At 69.2% G+C, this 13,309-nt stretch carries 13 protein-coding genes; 11 read left to right on the top strand and 2 right to left on the bottom strand.

What is annotated here, in order from left to right:
* The first annotated feature begins 377 nt into the window (after nt 1-377).
* Complete coding sequence (locus tag IWX63_RS12370; protein ID WP_199278458.1) at nt 378-1,151, top strand: pullulanase X25 domain-containing protein; 774 nt, start codon at nt 378-380, stop codon at nt 1,149-1,151.
* An 84-nt stretch (nt 1,152-1,235) separates the two neighbouring features.
* On the opposite strand, the gene IWX63_RS12365 is transcribed toward IWX63_RS12370, so the two are convergent.
* Nucleotides 1,236-2,762 carry a PucR family transcriptional regulator gene (locus IWX63_RS12365; RefSeq protein ID WP_199278457.1) on the bottom strand — a complete coding sequence of 509 codons (1,527 nt, stop codon included), beginning with the start codon at nt 2,760-2,762 and terminating at the stop codon, nt 1,236-1,238.
* Nucleotides 2,763-2,855: 93 nt separating this feature from the next.
* Between IWX63_RS12365 and pxpA the strand changes: the two genes are divergently transcribed.
* Genes pxpA through IWX63_RS12340 form a run of 5 tightly spaced genes read left to right on the top strand, consistent with a single transcriptional unit; the run spans nt 2,856 to nt 7,078 of the window.
* Entirely contained in the window at nt 2,856-3,599 is a 744-nt protein-coding gene (gene pxpA, locus IWX63_RS12360) for a 5-oxoprolinase subunit PxpA (protein WP_334685842.1), read from the top strand.
* Between the two features lie 29 nt (nt 3,600-3,628).
* Nucleotides 3,629-3,868 (top strand): acetyl-CoA carboxylase, encoded by a 240-nt coding sequence (locus tag IWX63_RS12355; protein WP_199278456.1) that lies wholly within the window; start codon nt 3,629-3,631, stop codon nt 3,866-3,868.
* Between the two features lie 3 nt (nt 3,869-3,871).
* Nucleotides 3,872-5,227: an acetyl-CoA carboxylase biotin carboxylase subunit gene (locus IWX63_RS12350; protein WP_199278455.1), complete on the top strand. Its 1,356-nt coding sequence runs from the start codon at nt 3,872-3,874 to the stop codon at nt 5,225-5,227.
* Complete coding sequence (locus IWX63_RS12345; protein WP_199278454.1) at nt 5,224-6,126, top strand: 5-oxoprolinase subunit B family protein; 903 nt, start codon at nt 5,224-5,226, stop codon at nt 6,124-6,126. Before IWX63_RS12350 ends, IWX63_RS12345 begins: the two co-directional genes overlap by 4 nt.
* Complete coding sequence (locus tag IWX63_RS12340) at nt 6,116-7,078, top strand: biotin-dependent carboxyltransferase family protein (RefSeq protein ID WP_199278453.1); 963 nt, start codon at nt 6,116-6,118, stop codon at nt 7,076-7,078. The genes IWX63_RS12345 and IWX63_RS12340 overlap by 11 nt, the downstream gene beginning before the upstream one ends.
* Before the next feature lie 9 nt (nt 7,079-7,087).
* Here IWX63_RS12340 and IWX63_RS12335 read toward each other — a convergent pair whose 3' ends face one another.
* Entirely contained in the window at nt 7,088-8,197 is a 1,110-nt protein-coding gene (locus IWX63_RS12335; RefSeq protein WP_334685841.1) for a LacI family DNA-binding transcriptional regulator, read from the bottom strand.
* A gap of 224 nt (nt 8,198-8,421) precedes the next feature.
* Here IWX63_RS12335 and IWX63_RS12330 point away from each other — a divergent pair, with 224 nt between their 5' ends.
* From IWX63_RS12330 to IWX63_RS12310, 5 genes are read left to right on the top strand one after another with little or no spacing between them, the layout of a single operon-like run.
* Nucleotides 8,422-9,447 carry an asparaginase gene (locus tag IWX63_RS12330; protein ID WP_199278451.1) on the top strand — a complete coding sequence of 342 codons (1,026 nt, stop codon included), beginning with the start codon at nt 8,422-8,424 and terminating at the stop codon, nt 9,445-9,447.
* Nucleotides 9,448-9,489: 42 nt separating this feature from the next.
* Entirely contained in the window at nt 9,490-10,377 is an 888-nt protein-coding gene (locus IWX63_RS12325; RefSeq protein ID WP_199278450.1) for a polysaccharide deacetylase family protein, read from the top strand.
* Complete coding sequence (locus tag IWX63_RS12320) at nt 10,377-11,765, top strand: MFS transporter (protein WP_199278449.1); 1,389 nt, start codon at nt 10,377-10,379, stop codon at nt 11,763-11,765. The genes IWX63_RS12325 and IWX63_RS12320 overlap by 1 nt, the downstream gene beginning before the upstream one ends.
* A complete protein-coding gene (locus IWX63_RS12315; protein ID WP_199278448.1) occupies nt 11,752-12,516 on the top strand; it encodes an SDR family NAD(P)-dependent oxidoreductase in 765 nt (254 codons plus the stop codon). Before IWX63_RS12320 ends, IWX63_RS12315 begins: the two co-directional genes overlap by 14 nt.
* Nucleotides 12,513-13,238 carry an SDR family NAD(P)-dependent oxidoreductase gene (locus IWX63_RS12310; protein WP_199278447.1) on the top strand — a complete coding sequence of 242 codons (726 nt, stop codon included), beginning with the start codon at nt 12,513-12,515 and terminating at the stop codon, nt 13,236-13,238. The genes IWX63_RS12315 and IWX63_RS12310 overlap by 4 nt, the downstream gene beginning before the upstream one ends.
* Nucleotides 13,239-13,309 lie beyond the last annotated feature (71 nt).

Here is a 13,309-nt window from a genome sequence, read left to right as displayed (position 1 = left end):
CGGAGAGAAACGGGTAGTTGCACGGTTCTTCAGCCGCGACCGGGTCTCCTACTCTGGGACGGGCCGGCGAGCGTGCCTCGAGCGCATCGGTCGGTGAGATGGGGGAACATGAAGAAGTGCCGTCCTGGCGATAAAATCGGTGTGCTGTCGTCATCGGACCTCGAACCACGTACCGTGCCTCGTGTAAGCAGGCCGCCCGGATCCCATCCGCCCTGAGCGCGGTCGACCGGTCTTGATGACCGGCAGCCAGCCGCAGGACCACCACGAAGGAGATCGTCATCGCCCCCCGCAACAGCACCAATGCCCGTCTGCGCACCACCCTCGCCCTGCTAGCCGACCACCAGGCGTCCGGCTCCGTCGTCGCGCCCAGCGAGCTGATGGCCAAGGCCGTCGCGGAGGTCCCGTTCGATGACAAGGAAGCGGAGCTCCTCGCGGGCGGCGTCCCCCGTGGCTTCAAGGCCCTGACGACGGCGACGTCGAAGCTCGTGAAGGCCGGCTGGCTCGTCAAGGGCCGCAGCGGCTGGACCGCCACCGATGAGGGCGTCCGAGCCGTCGCGGCCTTCACCGACCCCGAGCAGTTCGTCAACGCCATGATCAGTGGCACCCCCGTGCCGGAGCAGGCCGAGAGCGTCGTCCACGCCCCCCAGGCGCCGGAGCAGCTGGGCGAGGAGGCGCACGCCTCCCCGGCCGAGGATCCGACGACGCCGGACGTCCCCCCGATCCCCGACGTCCCGTCCGACGCGGTGACCGAGCCGGCTCCGGCCGGGCTCGTCGCTGCAGCCGCCGAGGCCCTGGCCGCGTCGCCGACCGACGCGCCCACCGGGTCCGCCGCAGACGTGGCCTGGCAGGACCAGCCGCAGTCCGTGGCGCTGTCCGGCGACTTCGCCCCGCTGTTCGGCGACGCCGGCCACTGGAGCACGGACCTCCGCGAGCTGCAGTTCGCCTGGGATGCGACGGAGAACCTCTGGCTGCACACCCTCCAGCTGCCCGCCGGGACCTACCAGTTCAAGATCCTCGTCAACGGATCCTGGGAGGAGAACTACGGACGGTTCGGCACACGCGACGGCGCCAACCACGAGCTGCACCTGATCACCGACACCACAGTGACGATCTGGTTCGACTACGAGACGAAGGACATCCGGACCTCCTAGGTCCGGATCGACCCACGGCCCCGTCCGCTGCCTCCGGGCGGCGGGCGGGGCCGCCGTCGTTGTCGGGGTGGGCGCCGACCGCTGCTAGCGGCGATCGATCAGGGACGTCGCAGCACGCGACGCCGATGGCGACCCCGAGCGCAGGATCTGCAGCGCCAGGAGGCAGGTGGCCTGCCCTTCGAGTGACGTCAGCGACAGGCGGAGCAGGCCCTCGAGCTTCCCGAGCCGCTGGGCCAGTGTGTTGCGGTGGATGAACAGCTTCCCCGCGGTGCGCCCCGGCTGCGCGTCGTGCTCGAGGAACGACTCCAGCGTGCCGAGCAGATCCACCGAGTGCGCGGCGTCGTATGCCAGAACCGGCGCGAGGAGCTTGTGTGCACCGGCGCGGGCACCGGAGGAGGCCGTGGAGGCGATCAGCGAGCGGATGCCGAGATCCGGTGCCCGCACGGGCGCGCTGACCTCCCCGACCATCGTCCCCGCCTGATGGATGCCAAGTCGCAGTTCATCGATGCTGTGGCAGGACCCCTTGAGCACGAGGGGCTGGCCAGGGAGCTCCCGGACACACGCCGCAAGCAGCCCGGCCGCGGCATCCTCCGCGTCCGCGCCGTCCAGCGGCCCCTGGGCGAAGGCGTAGAGGACACCCGCCCTGACCTGCACCCGCACGTCGTCGAACCGGGACTGCATTAGGAGCCGGATCCGCCAGGCATTGGAGAGATTGCGGCGTCCCGCGCTCGCAGCCAGCACGAGTGTGGGCTCGTGGACGTCCAGCCCGGTGGACCGGAACGTCGAGGTGAACTCCTCCAGGGCGACGCCGGACCAATCGGGCACCTGGTCCAGGAGGGTCTCGAGTTCGCGTTCCTTGTGCCTGGTGGTGTGGAGCGCGGTCTGCAACTGCACGGCGATGATCGACGCCGCGGGTGCGAGCAGCGTCGCCACGGGGTGGTCCGACGTCGCCTCCCGCACGACCAGCTGGAACGAGTCACCGCTGCCCATGGGCAGCGGGATGCTGCCATGCCCGCTGCCCGGTGCATCCGTGAGATCGGCCTGGGTCCAGACCGAGGCGGACGGCGAGCGCGCGATGACCACGCCTGCTGCGTCCACGATGGCGAGTTGCCCCACGGCCGCCTGCGCGGCGGCGTCGAGCACCGCCTGCAGGTGCGAGCCGGAGGCCGCGAGCTGTGCACACTCCTGCGCCAGCTCCCAGGACCGGTTGACGGCCGTGAAGCGCTCCACCTCCAGGACGTTGGTCACGTGGCGGTGGACCTGCAGGAAGGGGACGGACTGCGGGATCTCCAGCAGCGGCACGTCGAGGGCAGTGGCGGCCCGCACGAGCCCGGGTGGGATGAGTCGGTGCGCCGTCCCCGTCCCGAAGGCGATGGCCGCCACCCGGACCCGGACGAGCCGCTCCACATAGGCGGTCCACGTGCGCTGGTCTTCGATGTTCAACCCGATCCCGTTGGTCAGCAGGACGACATTGTCACTGAGGAACGGTGTGGGGTCGATGGTCTCCGCCGGGGCGCACCAGCTGATGTCCCGGCCCAGCCGCTCCACCGACGACGGCGTGTGGAGGCGCAGCTGGAGGGCATCCGCCGCGAGCAGATCGGCAACGATCATCGAGACCTCCTATGTGCGGCTGCCCTTCCGCAAGGGAGAACCGAGGGCAAACGCCCACTATATCGACACCCGAACGCTCTCTATGGTTGTCGCATGACGGACGTTGCAGAGCGGCGCGGGACGCCGATGATCAATTCGGACATGGGCGAGTCCCTGGGCCTACACTCCTTCGGGAACGATCTCGCCCTCCTCGAGACCGTGGACGCCATCAATGTGGCCTGCGGCTTCCACTCCGGGGATCCGGACACGATGGCGGCGACCGTCGCCGCGGCGAAGGAGAAGGGCGTGCTGGTCGGCGCCCATCCCGGGCTCCCGGACCTCGTGGGCTTCGGGCGCCGGGAGATGAAGCTGTCACCCCAGGAGGTGGAGCACATCGTCCTCTACCAGGTGGGTGCGCTCAGCGCGTTCCTGCGTTGGGAAGGCGTGAGCCTCAGCCACATCAAGCCCCACGGATCCCTCTACGGCATGCTGGCCCGGGACGCAGACCTCATGAGGGGTGCCGCACGCGTGGCCCAGCTCTTCGACGTCCCCGTCTACGGCATCGCCGGGACCGCCCACCAGAGCGTCTGCGAGGAACTCGGCGTGCCCTTCGTGGCCGAGCTCTACGTGGACCTCAACTACGGGCCGGCCGGCGAGCTCCTCATCCAGCGCCGCCCCAAGCCGACCGACCCTGGCGCGGCCGCACGTCGCGTCACACGTGCCCTGACGGACGGCGTCGTCGAGGCCTCCGACGGCACGCTGCTCACCATCCCGTTCGACACCGTCTGCGTCCACTCGGACGCACCCAACTCCCCCGAGGTGGCAGCAGCAGTCCGCTCCGCCCTCGACACGCTCTGACCCCCAGACACCCACCCGAAAGGACCACTGTGGCCGACATCGTCTCCCCACTGCCAGGCATCTTCTACCGCAAGCCCGGTCCGGACAAGGACCCCTACGCGAACGAGGGTGATGCCATCGAGGCGGGCCAGACCATCGGAGTGGTGGAGATCATGAAGCAGTTCTCGGAGATCCGCAGCGACGTGGCCGGCACCCTGCAGAGTTTCGCCGTCGAGGACTCCGGGACCGTGAACCCCGGTGACGTCATCGCCACCGTGTCCGAGGACTAGCAGATGGAACGCCTGCTGATCGCGAACCGCGGGGAGATCGCCGTCCGCGTCATCCGCGCGGCACGGGAACTGGGACTGGAGACCGTCCTCGCCGCGAGCGAGCCGGACGCGGATTCCTACGCGGCATCGCTCGCCGACACCGTCCGGGTGGTGGGCCCGGCGCCCGCCGCGAAGAGCTATCTCGACGGTGCCGCGATGCTCGCGGTCGCCGAAGCCTCCGGATGCGATGCGCTCCATCCCGGGTACGGCTTCCTGTCGGAGAATGCCCGCTTCGCCCGCTCCGTCCTCGACGCGGGCATCACCTGGGTGGGCCCGTCCCCCGACGCCATCGAACTGATGGGTAACAAATCCCGCGCACGGCAGGCCGCGCGGGACGCGGGCGTGCCGACGTTGCCCGGGAGTGACGGCGCCCTGGACCCCGACGTCGATCCCCTGCCCATCGCACGGGAGGTCGGCTATCCCCTCGTGGTCAAGGCGTCCGCCGGCGGCGGAGGCCGCGGCATCCGACTGGTGACCCAGGAGGGGGACCTGCTCCAGACACTCGACGTCGCCCGGGCCGAGGCACAGGCCGCGTTCGGCGATCCGACGGTGTACCTGGAGCAGTTCGTCTCCCGCGCGCGCCACGTCGAGGTGCAGATCCTCGGCGACGGCGAGCGCGTCATCCACCTCGGTGACCGGGACTGCTCGCTGCAGCGCCGCCAGCAGAAGATCATCGAGGAGGCTCCCGCTCCGCTGCTGTCCGACGACGTCCGCGACACCATCCGCGCCTCGTCCATCGAGCTCGGCCGACAGTGCGGCTACGCCGGTCTCGGCACCGTCGAGTTCCTCTACGATCCGGACCGTGAGCAGGCGGCCTTCATCGAGATGAACACCCGGCTCCAGGTGGAGCATCCGGTGACGGAGATGGTGACCGGCATCGACCTCGTGCGGGAGCAACTGCTCGTCGCGGCCACCGGTCGGCTGCGCCTCAGCCAGGAGGACATCACCTTCCGGGGCCACGCCTTCGAGTTCCGCATCAATGCCGAGGACCCGTCCCAGGGGTTCATGCCGAGCCCGGGCACCCTGTCGCGCCTCGACTGGCCGGGCGGCCCCGGCGTAAGGATCGACTCCGGCGTTGTCGCGGGATCCGCCGTCGCACCGTTCTACGACTCCCTGCTCGCCAAGCTCGTGGTGTGGGACGAGACCCGCACCGAGGCCATCCAGCGGTCGGCGCGGGCACTGGCGGAGGTGAGGATCGAGGGCGTCAAGACCACGCTGCCGCTCCTGTCCACGGTCCTGCACCGGCCCGAGGTCCGGGACGTGACCCACCATTCGAAGTTCATCGAATCGACCCCCGACCTCCTCGGAGCTGACGCATGAGCCACGCACCCCAGCACCTCGACGCCGCCCGCTACACCTGGGGCGGCGACGAATTCCTCTTCGTCGAGATCTCCGAGAGCATGAGCCTCGCTGCCAACTTCAAGGCGAACGCGATGGCGGCCCGACTCGCCGCGCGTGCGATCGACGGCGTCGTGGACATCTGCCCGGCCAACGCCTCCCTGCTGCTGCGTTTCGATCCCGACACGGTCCCGCCGGACGACCTGGAAGCACTCGTGCGGCAGGTCGAGGAGGAGGTCGCGCACCTGAGCGAACAGACACTCGAGACCCGCATCATCGAGATCCCCGTCTGGTATGACGACCCCTACACGCGGGAGACCGGCGCGCGCTTCCGCAAGGGCCACCAGCGGCCCGAAGGCACGGACCTGGACTTCGCGGCGGAGGAGAACGGCCTGTCCTCGCCGCAGGAATTCATCCGGAAACACCACGAGTCGCCGTGGCTGGTGTCGATGGTGGGGTTCGTCGCCGGCCTGCCGTTCATGTTCCAGATCGTCCCGCAGGAGGATCAGCTCGAGGTCCCCAAGTACCTCAGCCCACGCACCGACACGCCGCCCCTGACCGTGGGGCATGGTGGGTGCTTCGCCTGCATCTACTCGGTGCGGGGCGCCGGCGGTTACCAGATGTTCGGCATCGCCGCAGCGCCGATCTTCGACCCTGCCCAGAAGCTCGCCGACTTCTCCGACTTCATGATCTTCTTCCGACCGGGAGACATCGTAAAATTCAAGCCGATCGACGAAGACGAATACAAGGCGATCCAGGCGGAGGTGGAAGCGGGAACCTTCACCTACCGCCAGACGCCCGTGACCTTCGACCTGCAGAAGGCCGTGACCGACCCCTCCGCGCACAACCAGGACATTCTGGAGAAGCTCAATGGCATTTGACATCCTCGAACCCGGCCTCGCCACCTCGGTCCAGGACCGGGGCCGGTTCGGCTACTACAACGTGGGCATCCCGCAGGGCGGGGCCATGGACCAGCTGTCCGCATCGATGGCGAATGCGCTGGTGGGCAACACGGACGATGATGCCGTCCTCGAGTGCGCCTACCTCGGGCCGCGTTTCACCACCGACACCGACGCCGTCATCGCCGTCACGGGCGCGCCCGTCGAGGTGCGGGTGAACGGGACGCCGATGGACGAGTGGAGTCGCCTGTCGCTGGCCGCCGGGGACGAGGTGTCCTTCGGGATGCTCTCCGGCGGGACGCGCTACTACATCGCAGTGCAGGGCGGGGTCGATGTGCCCGTGGTCCTCGGGAGCCGCAGCACCTACACGCTGGGTGCCCTCGGCGGCCTGCAGGGCCGCACCCTCAAGGCCGGCGACACGGTGCCGGTCGGCGCCCCCTCGGGCTCCAGGCCCGCGATGGAGGTGATTCCCGAGAACCTGCGCCCCGTCTTCGCGAAAGAGGTGACGGTCCGGATCCTCCCCGGCCTCTACGATCACCGCCTGACCACGGAGGGCATGGAGACACTCGTGAGCACGGCATGGAAACTGACGCCCGTGGCGGACCGCATGGGCCTGCGGTACGCGGGGCCGGACCTCGAATGGAAACCGCGCATCCAGCCGTTCGGCGCGGGATCGGACCCCTCGAACATCGTGGACGCGGGCTACGCCATCGGATCCATCCAGGTGCCGGGCGGCAAGGAGCCGATCGTGCTGCACCGCGACGCCGTCTCCGGCGGCGGGTACGCGATGGTGGCGACGGTCATCAGCGCCGACATGGACGTCGTCGCCCGAAGCGCACCAGGGACGCTGACCCACTTCGAGCCCGTGACGATGGAGCAGGCCCTCGCTGCCCGGGCCGAAGCAGCCAGGATCCGCCGCGCCGTCTGGGGGTAGTGCGCCCGATCAGGCGATCCGAGCGCTTTCACTTTCACCGACGGGGGCTTCCCGGATGAGGGCGTCCCGGACGGGGGCGTCCCGGACGGCGACGGAGGCGCTGCTCTCCCGCACGAAGAGTTCCGGCGGGTGGCGCACCGACGCGACCTCCTCGCCGGCCATGACGCGCCGGAGCATCCCGGCGGCGGTCCTGCCGATCTCGAGCATCGGCGAGCGCACCGACGTCAGCGGGATGGGCAGCTGCGCGGCCAGGGACGTGTCGTTGAACCCGACGACGGCGATGTCCTGGCCGACGACGAGGCCCGCGGCCCGGAAGGCGCCCATGGCCCCGATGGCGGCGAAGTCGTTGACGGCGAACACCGCTGTCGGGGCCGGACGGACCTGCTCCAGCAGCTCTTCCCCTGCCCGGCGGCCGCCCTCCGTATCGAAACGTGACGGCAGGACCCGGTCCCCGGGCACCTCTCCCCCCAACTCATGCCAGCGTTCGACGAACCCGGCGGTCCGGTCCACGCCCGTGCTCGCGTACGGCTCGCCCGCGATGATCGCGACGGAGCGGTGCCCCGTGTCCCACAGGTGGTCCGCGACGAGGCGGCCCCCGCCCGTGTCGTCGCAGGTGGACGAGGGGAACCCCGGGTAGCGGCGGTTCATGAGGACGAAGGGCACGTGCCGCTTCGTGAGGTCGTCCACGAGGCTGCTGCCCGCATGGACATCGCCGAGGATCAGGCCGTCCACCCGTCGGGCCAGCATGATCTCGGCCTTGCGGCGCTGCTCGTCGAGGTCGTCGTGGGAGTTCATCACGAACGTCGAGTGGTTGCTCTCGGCTGCGGCCTCCTCGACGCCCTCGTACATGGTCGCGAGGACGATGTCCGAAAGCCGGGGCACGATGACACCGATGGCCCGCGTGCGCCGGGTCCGCAGGCCGGTCGCCTGGGGGTCGGGTGAGTAGCCCCGCAGCTTCGCGAGGTCGCGCACCCTTCGGGCGGTCTCCTCCGACGCCGCACCCCGCGCCACGTCCTTGTCGGAGTGGAGGACACGCGAGACGGTCGAGACGTGGATCCCCAGTTCCGCCGCGAGGTCCTTCAGGGTCACTGCCGCACGCCCCCTGCCTGATGCATTCACGCGTCCTCCTCCTTTCCTGCCCATGAGTTTATTTCCGTCCCGTGAAATCTCGCGCAATCCATTGACGAGACCCAGCTCACATCCTATGGTTTTCCTCAGTCAACCCAAACGTTTGGGTTTCGTCCAGTCCGCCGCACGTCCACCCCGCAGGACACCTCATCCCATCCCGGAAACCCTTCGTCCCGCAGTACTCACCCAAACGATTGGGTAAGGAGAGAGCACCGATGGAATCACTTACCGGGCACGTCGCACTCCTCGCGACGGGAGGCACGATCGCCTCCCGCGTCGACGGTGCGGGCGGGGCCACCCTCGCTGCCGACGCGGGCAGCGCGGTCCTCGCTGCGGCCGGCACCGGAACCGTCGCGGTCGACGTGGTGGATCTCATGCAGAAGGGCTCCTACCTGCTCACCTTCGACGACATGCTGGCGGTCTGCGCGGCCATCCGGGCGGCGCTGGAATCCCCGACGGCGCTCGGCGTCGTCGTCACCCACGGCACGGACACCATGGAGGAGACGGCCTACCTCGCCGACCTCCTCCACGACGACCCGCGACCGGTCGTCTTCACGGGCGCGCAGCGCGCAGCCGACAGCCCGGAGCCGGACGGTCCGGGGAACCTGCGTGCCGCACTCGCCCTTGCGGCGTCACCCGATGCACGGGGCAGGGGCGCGCTGATCGTGTTCGACGGCGAGGTCTTCACGCTTCCTGCCACACGGAAGACCGAGACGGCGAAGCTCCGTGCGTTCAGCAACCCGGACCTGGGGCCCACGGGATCGATCACGACCACCGGTGAGATCCTGCTGGGCCCTGCGCACCGGCGGCCCACACCGCTCGGGACTCCCCCGACGGGGGCCGGCGTCCGTGTGGACATCATCGCCTGCTACCCGGGAGCGGACGCGACCCTCTTCGCCGCGGCGCTGGCCGCCGGCGCGCGCGGCATCGTCCTCGAGGCCACCGGCCTGGGGAACGCGAACGCGGAACTGTGCGACGCCGTCCGCGGCGCCGTGCAGGGCGGCGTCGTCGTCGTCACCAGCACCCGCGTCCACGCGGGAGCGGTCCAGGGCGTGTACGGAGCGGGCGGCGGCAGGACGCTCGAGGATGCGGGAGCCGTGCCCTCCGGACTGCTCCGACCACCCCAGGCCCGCACCCTCCTGCAGGCCCTGCTCTCGCTCGGCCTGCCCACCGAGCAGGTGGTCGGGCGCATCCGCCGGCGAGGCGACCCCGACCTCCTCGGTCCAGCTCCGTCCGACTGACCGATCTCCCGATTTCCCATCCGCACCAGGAAAGGCCGCCCCATGACGAAAAACATCCAGATCGCCTTCGGCGTCGACGTCGATGCAGTTGCCGGAATGCTCGGCTCCTACGGCGGCGAGGACTCGCCCTGCGACATCTCCCGTGGACTCTTCAGCGGAGAGGTCGGCGGCCCGCGAATCCTCCGGCTCTTCGAGAAGTATTCCCTTCCCTCCACCTGGTTCGTCCCCGGCCATTCGCTGGAGACCTTCCCTGATCTCACGCGCATGATCGTCGACGCCGGTCATGAGATCGGGGTCCACGGCTACTCGCACGAGAACCCGATCGCCATGACCCGCGAGCAGGAGACGGCAATCCTCGACAGGTCGATCGAGCTCATCGAGAAGGTCTCGGGGCGTCGTCCCACGGGCTATGTCGCACCGTGGTGGGAGTTCTCCCCCATCACCAACGAGATCCTGCTCGAGCGCGGCATCAAGTACGACCACTCCCTCATGCACAACGACTTCGAGCCGTACTACGTGAGGGCCGGGGACAGCTGGACGAAGATCGACTACACCAAGCCCGCCGAGGCCTGGATGAAGCCGCTCGTCCGGGGGCGAGAGACCGACCTCGTCGAGATACCGGCGAACTGGTACCTCGACGACCTCCCTCCGATGATGTTCATCAAGGCATCGCCGAACTCGCACGGCTTCGTCAATCCGCGGGACATCGAGCAGATGTGGCGCGACCAGTTCGACTGGGTCTACGCGGAGATGGACTCCGCCGTCTTCACGATGACGATCCACCCCGACGTCTCGGGCCGCCCGCAGGTCCTCCTCATGCTCGAGCGCCTCATCCAGCACTTCAACTCCCACCCGGGTGTCACCTGGCACACCTTCGACCAGATCGCCGACTCATTCCTGGCACGCAACCCCCGAAAGGAAGTCAACTGATGTCCATCAAAGAGGCGGGCGTCGATCTCTCGACGCCGACCGGGAACGAGCAGCGCCAGTTCCCCGTGTTCTCCAAGAAGAAGACCAGCACGGCGACGATCCTCGCCCTGTGCGCCTGGACCGTCGCCGTCTTCGACTACGGCCTGTTCGGCACCCTCCTTCCGGCCATGCAGTCGGAGTTCGGCTGGACCGCACCCGAGGCCTACGCCATCAACACCTGGATCGCTGTCGGAACGGCGATCGTCTGCTTCGGCATCGGCCCCGTGATCGACCGGCTGGGCCGCCGCAAGGGCATGATGCTGACCGTCGGCGGCACCGCCGTCGTCTCGGGCGTCACCGCCTTCATCCCTGCCGGCCTCGGCGCGCTCAGCAATTCGCTGCTCGTCGTCGTGCGTTCCTTCGGTGGACTGGGCTTCTCGGAGCAGGCTGTCAACGCGACCTACATGAACGAGGTCTACCAGGTCACCGAGGACGAGCGGAAGCGCAAGCGTCCGGGCTTCCACTACTCCTTCATCCAGGGCGGCTGGCCGCTCGGCTTCCTCCTCGCGAGCGCCCTCGCCCTGGTGTTCCTCCCGATCCTCGGCTGGCGCGCCCTGTACCTGATGGCCACGCTCCCCGCGGTCATCATCGTGCTGCTCATCAGCAAGAAGCTCAAGGAGACGCCGCAGTTCGAGCTGCACCACAAGCTGACCGAGCTCGAGAAGGGCGGCAAGACCGAAGAGGCGCACGCTCTGGCCCGCGCCTACGGCGTCGAGCACTCCTCCACGGCCCCCCTGAAGCGCATCTGGGAGCCGGAGTTCCGCCGCAACACGATCGTCTTCTCCCTCGCGTGGATCCTGAACTTCTTCGGCATCGCGATCTTCAGCGTCCTCGGCACCTCAGTGCTCGCCAACGCCAAGGACGTCCAGCTGTCGGACGCCTTCTGGATGCTCATCGTCATCAACCTCCTCGCCTACTTCGGCTACGTCTTCCATGGCTGGGTCGGAGACAAGTTCGGCCGGAAGCGGACCATCATCGTGGGCTGGATCATCTCGGGCCTGTCCTTCGCCGTGATGCTGAGCCCACTGGTGTCCAGCCCGTTCCTGATCATCGTCACCTACGGCACCGGCCTGTTCTTCCTCGTGGGGCCCTACGCCGCGATCCAGTACTTCATGGCCGAGTGCTACCCGGTGAGCTGCCGCGCCACGGGGCTCGCGTTCATCGGCGCCATGAGCCAGCCGGGGACGATCATCGGCGGCGCCCTGTTCACCATCGTCGCCACGCAGTCCGGCACCGGCGCCGCCGCCCTGTGGGTGGGAGCCGTCGGCACCCTCCTCTCCGGCGTCCTGATGATCGCCGCGCGTCCCGTCCCGGCCGTCGCACTCGAGGAAGCGCATGCAGCACTCTGAGGTAGCGATCGTCACCGGTGCCGCCAGCGGCATCGGTCGCGCACTCGCCGTCCACTATGCGACCAGGGACGTCCGGACCGTCATCGGCACGTTCCCCGGCGACCCGCACGATCCGGAGGAGACCCTCTCCGGCGTGCGGGCCGCAGGCGGCGACGCCGTCATCCACGAAGTCGACGTGCGCTCCACGGAGTCCGTGGACGCCTTCGCCCAGCGCGCCCTGGACGAGTACGGGCGCCTCGACTACGCCGTCGCCAACGCGGGCATCCTGCGCAACGCCCCGCTCGACGACCTGACGGACGACCTGTGGAACGCGATGCTCGACGTCGACCTGACCGGCGTGCTCCGAACGCTCCGGTCGGCGTCCCAGCGGATGACCGGACCCGGTGCGCTCGTCGCGGTGTCCTCGATCGCCGGGGGGATCTACGGATGGGAGGAACACGCCCACTATGCCGCGGCCAAGTCGGGCGTCCTCGGGCTCATCCGCAGCGTCGCCTCGGAGCTGGGGCCGCGGGAGATCCGTGCGAATGCGGTGATCCCGGGGCTGATCGAGACCCCGCAGTCCCTCGATCCCGTCAACTCCCTCGGCCCCGAAGGCCTCGAGCGCGCGGGCAAGGACATCCCGTGGGGTCGTGTCGGCAGGCCGGAGGAAGTCGCGGACGTGATCGGATTCCTGACCTCCGACGCGTCGCGCTACGTCACCGGGCAGTCGCTCGTCGTCGACGGCGGCCTGACCATCAAGATGCGCGCGTGACAGCGACGGGCGTCGGTCCCCGCCGCGCGGGGCCACGGGGCGTGGTCGTGACCGGAGGTGGCAGCGGCATCGGGGCGGCGATCGCCGAGGCGTTCGCCGCCCAGGGGGACAGGGTGGTGGTGATGGACCGGGTCCCCGGCCGGGGGATCATCGAGGTCGACGTCGCACGCGAGGAGAGCGTGCGGGATGCCTTCGCGGAGGCCCGGGACGGGATCGGCACCGTCGACGTGCTGGTCAACAGTGCCGGACTGCTCACCGAGTCCCCGCTCGAGGACATGACGCTCGCCCTGTGGACGGAGACCATCTCGGTAGACCTCACCGGCGTGTTCCTCTGTTGCCGGGAGGTCGTCAAACCCATGCGGCTCCAGCGGTGGGGGCGGATCATCAACATCTCGTCGCAGCTCGGCATCAAGGGGGGCATGGGCCTGGGCCATTACAGCGCGGCGAAGGCAGGCGTGATCGGCATGACCAAGGCGCTCGCGCTCGAGGTCTCGGCGGACAACGTACTCGCCAACTGCATCGCCCCGGGGCCGATCGAGACGCCGCTCGTCGACGCCATCTCCGAGGACTGGAAGGTGGCCAAGCGCAAGGAACTACCGCTGCGGAGGTTCGGCCTGCCGGCCGAGGTTGCACCGACGGCCCTGCTCCTTGCGAGCGATCCCGGAGGGAACCTCTTCGTCGGCCAGACCCTCGGCCCCAACTCGGGTGACGTGATGCCGTGACGGCTCGCACCCCGGACCTCTGATGTGCGGCGCCTGCGGCCGCGCCGTCGTCGCCGATCCTGTGCTGGGAC

This window comes from Arthrobacter sp. CAN_A2, assembly GCF_015752045.1.
Classification (GTDB): domain Bacteria; phylum Actinomycetota; class Actinomycetes; order Actinomycetales; family Micrococcaceae; genus Arthrobacter_D.
Note: the sequence above shows the minus strand (reverse complement) of the source record. Positions and strands in the feature narration are given on the sequence as shown.

Bases quoted from the DNA above. Each gene is read 5' to 3' on its own strand.
- IWX63_RS12370 (WP_199278458.1), top strand. From the start codon at position 378: ATGGCCAAGGCCGTCGCGGAGGTCCCGTTCGATGACAAGGAAGCGGAG.
- IWX63_RS12365 (WP_199278457.1), bottom strand. From the start codon at position 2,762: ATGATCGTTGCCGATCTGCTCGCGGCGGATGCCCTCCAGCTGCGCCTC.
- pxpA (WP_334685842.1), top strand. From the start codon at position 2,856: ATGACGGACGTTGCAGAGCGGCGCGGGACGCCGATGATCAATTCGGAC.
- IWX63_RS12350 (WP_199278455.1), top strand. From the start codon at position 3,872: ATGGAACGCCTGCTGATCGCGAACCGCGGGGAGATCGCCGTCCGCGTC.
- IWX63_RS12345 (WP_199278454.1), top strand. From the start codon at position 5,224: ATGAGCCACGCACCCCAGCACCTCGACGCCGCCCGCTACACCTGGGGC.
- IWX63_RS12340 (WP_199278453.1), top strand. From the start codon at position 6,116: ATGGCATTTGACATCCTCGAACCCGGCCTCGCCACCTCGGTCCAGGAC.
- IWX63_RS12330 (WP_199278451.1), top strand. From the start codon at position 8,422: ATGGAATCACTTACCGGGCACGTCGCACTCCTCGCGACGGGAGGCACG.
- IWX63_RS12325 (WP_199278450.1), top strand. From the start codon at position 9,490: ATGACGAAAAACATCCAGATCGCCTTCGGCGTCGACGTCGATGCAGTT.
- IWX63_RS12320 (WP_199278449.1), top strand. From the start codon at position 10,377: ATGTCCATCAAAGAGGCGGGCGTCGATCTCTCGACGCCGACCGGGAAC.
- IWX63_RS12315 (WP_199278448.1), top strand. From the start codon at position 11,752: ATGCAGCACTCTGAGGTAGCGATCGTCACCGGTGCCGCCAGCGGCATC.